Source organism: Polaromonas sp. P1_G2 (assembly GCF_056405515.1).
Window position 1 is genome coordinate 1 of record NZ_JBFUBY010000298.1, and the last position, 4,795, is coordinate 4,795.

The following is a 4,795-nucleotide window of genomic DNA, read 5'->3' on the forward strand; positions in this document are numbered from 1 at the left end:
ACCCTGGCGTTACCGCATGAGGCCGGGCTGGTTGCGGGGTGTGTTGGTGCTGCCGGCCGTGTTGCTGGCCGGCCTGGCCTTTTCGGCCCCCGCGCAGAAGCCGGGCCCAGCCAGGGCGCAGCCGCCCGCCGCCGCTGTGGCGGAGGCCGATGCGGGCCCCGGGCTCGCCATAAGCAACGAAAGCCGCTACGCGCTGTCGCGTTCTTTTACCTACCTGGAGGACGCCGGCGGCGAACTGGTGCTGGCCGATATCCTGAAGCCCGAGGCCCAGGCGCGCTTCCAGCCGGTGCCGCAAACCGGCCCGGCCACCAATTTCGGGCTGACCCGTTCGGCCATCTGGCTGCGTGTGACCTTGCGCGCCGCCCGCGACGCGCCCGCCGACTGGATGCTGGAGCTGGCCTACCCGCCGCTGGACAGGCTGGAGCTGTACGCGCCGGACGGCAAGGGCGGCTTCAGCCGCCAGGTCGGCGGCGACCTGTCTCCTTTTGCCGAGCGGGCCGTGGTGCACCGCAACCACGTGATGCCGGTGCGTCTCAAGCCCGGCGCCGCCAGCACCTTGTACCTGCGGGTCAGTTCGGGCGGGACGGTGTCGGCGCCGGTGAACCTGTGGCAGCCCGCGGCGCTGTGGCGGCACGACCAGGCCGAGTACGCCACCATCAGCCTGTATTTCGGGCTGCTGATTGGCTTGCTGCTGTACAACCTGCTGCTGTTTTTCTCGGTGCGCGACCGGGCCTATGTGATTTATGTGGCCTTCGTGGCCTGCATGGCCCTCGCGCAGGCGGCCCTGACCGGCTTCGGCGCGCAGTTTCTCTGGCCGGGACAGCTCTGGTGGAACAGCGTCTCGCCGCCTGCCGGCATGGCCTCGACCGCGGTCTTCGGGCTGCTGTTCGCGCGCAGCTTTTTGTCCAGCGCGCTCAGGATGCCGCGCCTGGACCGGCTCATGCTGGCGCTGGTGGCCGGTTGGCTGCTGACCTTGCTGGCGGCGCTCACGCTGCCTTATGTAGTGTCTTCGCTGATGGTGACGGTGCTGGCCGTCTTCAGCGTGGTCACCCTGGTGGTGGTGGGCGTGCTGAGCGTGCGCTCCGGCCACCCGGGCGCGAAATACTTCCTGGCGGCCTGGGCGCTGCTGCTGGTGGGTGTGGTGACGCTGGCGCTGCACAACACGGGCATGCTGCCATCGCATGCGCTGACGGCCAATTCGCTGCTGATAGGTTCGGCGCTGGAGATGGTGGTGCTGTCCTTCGCGCTGGCCGACCGCATCAACGTCACGCGACGCGAGAAGGAGCAGGCGCAGGCGCGCACCCTGGCCGAGCACGCCATGGTGGAGGCGCTGAGCGTTTCGCAGGAGAATTTCCGCACGCAGCTCAAGGAGCGCGAGATGATCCTGGAAAACTCCATCGTCGGGATCGCTTTCCTGACGCCGGACGGGCGCTTTCGCTGGGCCAACCAGGCCATGCTGGAAGTCTTCGGCGCCGGCAGCAATGAGTTGACCTCGATGGAGCCCTTTTACCTCTCGCGTGAGGAATACATCCGGGTGGGCGGCGAGGTGGCGGCCTGCGTCAGCCGCGGCGAAAACTACGAGGCCGAGATCCAGGTGAAGCAGTTCGACGGCACGCTGATCTGGGTGTCGCTGTCGGGCAAGGCCGTCAGCGAGCGCGACCTGAGCCAGGGCACGGTCTGGGTCATCATCAACATCACGCGCCGCAAGGAACTGGAAGCGCAGCTGGTGCGCACCTCGTCGGAGCGCGGCGCCATCCTCAACAGCGCGCTGGTGGGCATCGTGCTGTCGGTGAACCGCCGCCACGAGTGGGTCAACGAGAAGTTCGCGCAGATGATGGGCAGCYGGCGCGAAGACCTTATGGGCCAGCCTTCGAGCTACATCCATCCCGACCTGGCGACCTGGGAACAGTTCGGCAAGGAGGCGCGCGAAACCCTGATCGCCACCGGCAGCTACATCAGCGAACGCCAGCTCAAGCGCCGCGACGGGCAGCTCTTCTGGGTGCAGATGGCCGGCAGCTGCGTGCAGCCGAAAGACCCCGACTCGGGTGTGATCTGGGCCTTCCTCGACATCACCGAGCGCAAGAAGTCGGAAGAGGACACGCGCGAGGCGCTGGAGCAGCAGCGCGCGCTCAACGAGCTTCGCACCCGTTTTGTGGCTATGACCAGCCATGAGTTCCGCACGCCGCTCTCGGGCATTCTTTCGGCCGAGGAGTTGCTGCGCCACTACGGCAACCGGTTGCCCGAATCCGAGAAGCTCGAGATCCTCGACAGCATCGCCGCGGGCGTGAAACGCATGACGCGCATGCTGGACCGCGTGCTGCTGCTGGGCAAGGCCGATGCGCAGATGCTGGAGTTCGAACCGCATCCGCTGGACCTGCAGGCGCTGTGCCGCCAACTGGTCGAGGAAGCGCGAACGCAGCAACCCGACAGCCTGTGCGAGCTGCGCCTGGACTACGAAGCCGGGACAGGGCAGGGCCTTTACGACGAGAAGTTGTTGCGCCACATCTTCAGCAACCTGCTGTCGAACGCGGTCAAGTACTCGCCGCTGGGCGGCCTGGTGCTGTTCCGCGTGCGCACCGAGCAGGACGTGGTCATCCTGGAAGTCGCGGACGAAGGCATAGGCATTCCGGAGGACGAGCTGCCGCACCTGTTCGAGTCCTTCCACCGCGCCAGCAATGTCGGCACCATCCAGGGCACGGGCCTGGGCTTGGCGATCGTGCGCAACGCGGTCGACATCCACGGCGGCACCATAGACGTGCGCAGCAGCGCGGGCTCGGGGACCACGTTTACCGTGCGCCTGCCGGTGCGGCATTGACCGGGCCAGCATGACCTCGCCGCTCATGATCCAAAGGCGCCGGCTGCTCCAGTCGCTGGCGCTGGCCGGTGCCGGCTGCTACCTGCCGGGCAGGGCGGCTGCGCAAGTTCGGCTCTCCGGCAATCCCTTCACGCTGGGCGTTGCCAGCGGTTCACCCACCCATGACTCGGTCGTGCTCTGGACCCGGCTGGCCCTGGACGGTGAAGAGGCCCTGCGGCTGCTGTCCGCGCCGGTGGCCGTGCGCTGGGAACTCGCGCATGACGAAGCTTTCACCCGCATCGTGCAGGCCGGCCAGGCGCAGGCCGTGGCGGAACTGGCGAATTCGGTGCATGTGGAGGTGCAGGGACTGGAGCCCGACCGCTGGTATTTCTACCGTTTCGCCGTGGGCGGCGCCCTCAGCGCCACCGGTCGCACGCGCACCTTTCCCGCGGCCGATGCGGTGGTGGCGCGGCTGCGGCTGGCCTATGCGTCCTGCCAGCGCTGGGAGCACGGCTATTACAGCGCCTACCGGCACATGCGGGATGAGAACCTCGACCTGGTGATGTTCCTGGGCGACTACATCTATGAATACCCCAATGCCGGCCAGGCCGTGCGCGTGCCCACCGGCGGCTGGGTGCTGACGCTGGACGACTATCGCCGGCGCTATGCCCTGCACAAAAGCGATGCCGACCTGCAGGCCATGCACGCGGCCTGCCCCTGGCTGGTGACCTGGGACGACCACGAGGTGCAGAACGACTACGCGGGTGCATCGCCCGGCAACAGCGGGCCGCCGGCGGCTGATTTCGCGGCCCGGCGCGCGGCGGCCTACCAGGCCTTTTATGAGCACATGCCGGTGCGCGCCTCGGTGCTCACGCGCGCGGTGGCCGGCCTGGCCGGCGGCGCCGAGATGCGTATCTACCAGCGCGTGCCTTACGGCCGGCTGGCTTCGCTTTACATGCTGGACGCGCGGCAATACAAGGACGCGCAGGTTTGCACGCGTGACTGGCGGGCCGGCTCCAGCACGCTGAACCCGGCCGGCTGCGCTGCCTGGAAAGACCCGGCGCGCAGCATGCTGGGCGCGCAGCAGGAAGGCTGGCTCGATGCCGAATGGGGCGGCGGCGCCGGCAAGGCGACGGGCTGGAACCTTGTGGGCCAGCAGTCGCTTTTCGGCCGGCGCGATTTCCGCCCCGGGCCCGGCCAGGTGCTCTGGAACGACGGCTGGGACGGCTATGCGGCGGCGCGGACACGCTTCACGGATTCGCTGCGCAAGCACGCCGTGGCCAACCCGGTGCTGCTGGGCGGCGACGTGCACGAGAACTGGGTGGGCCACATCAAGGCCGACTATGAGGACGCGGCCAGCGCGGCCGTCGGCACCGAATTTTGCGGAACCAGCATCAGCTCGCGCTCGTCCAGCGGCGCCAAAACCCCCGACACCCTGGCCGAGAACCCGCACTTCGTGTTCGCCGATTCTGAACGCAGGGGCTATGGCGTGGTGGAGTTGACGCCGGGCATGCTGACGACCACGCTGCGCGCGGTGGACGATGTGACACGCGCCGACAGCGGGGTGCAGACGCTGGCGCGTTTCGCGGTGCAGGCCGGGCGGCCGGTGGTCGAAAAAGCCTGAGTCCGGCGGCAGCCGGCAGTCTTGCCGCCTAGGCCTTGTAGTTCGCCGACAGGCCTTTGTCCAGGAAGGCCTTGTTGGCCTCGCGCACCTTCGCGGCCTCATCGTCATAGAGGAAGGGCAGGAAGGCATAACGCCGCCCCTGCGTCACCGTGGACACGGCATGCAGCAAGGAGCAGGAGAACACCACCGCGCCACCCACGGGGGGTTTGTACGACCGGGTGCCGTATTCCGGGAAGCAGACCTCGCCGCCCTCGAAATCATGGTTGAGGTTGATGGACACGGCGAAGCGCCTGTGGGCCGTGCCGCGGGTGGTGTTGTCGCGGTGGGCGCGGAAATGAGCCTCCTGGTCGGCCCTGTAGCAACCGATGATGTAACGC

Annotated in this window: 3 protein-coding genes; 2 read left to right on the forward strand and 1 reads right to left on the reverse strand. The window is 67.9% G+C overall.

The window, feature by feature from the left end; genetic code table 11:
* Positions 1-2,815, forward strand: a 2,815-nt coding sequence (locus AC1D0P_RS21935) for a 7TM diverse intracellular signaling domain-containing protein (RefSeq protein ID WP_477678680.1), incomplete at its 5' end; no start/stop codon positions are given.
* A gap of 10 nt (positions 2,816-2,825) precedes the next feature.
* Positions 2,826-4,418, forward strand: coding sequence for an alkaline phosphatase D family protein (locus tag AC1D0P_RS21940; RefSeq protein ID WP_477678681.1), 1,593 nt, complete (start codon positions 2,826-2,828; stop codon positions 4,416-4,418).
* Positions 4,419-4,446: 28 nt separating this feature from the next.
* Here AC1D0P_RS21940 and AC1D0P_RS21945 read toward each other — a convergent pair.
* Positions 4,447-4,795: 2OG-Fe(II) oxygenase (locus tag AC1D0P_RS21945; protein ID WP_477678682.1), on the reverse strand; the 349-nt coding region annotated here is incomplete at its 5' end.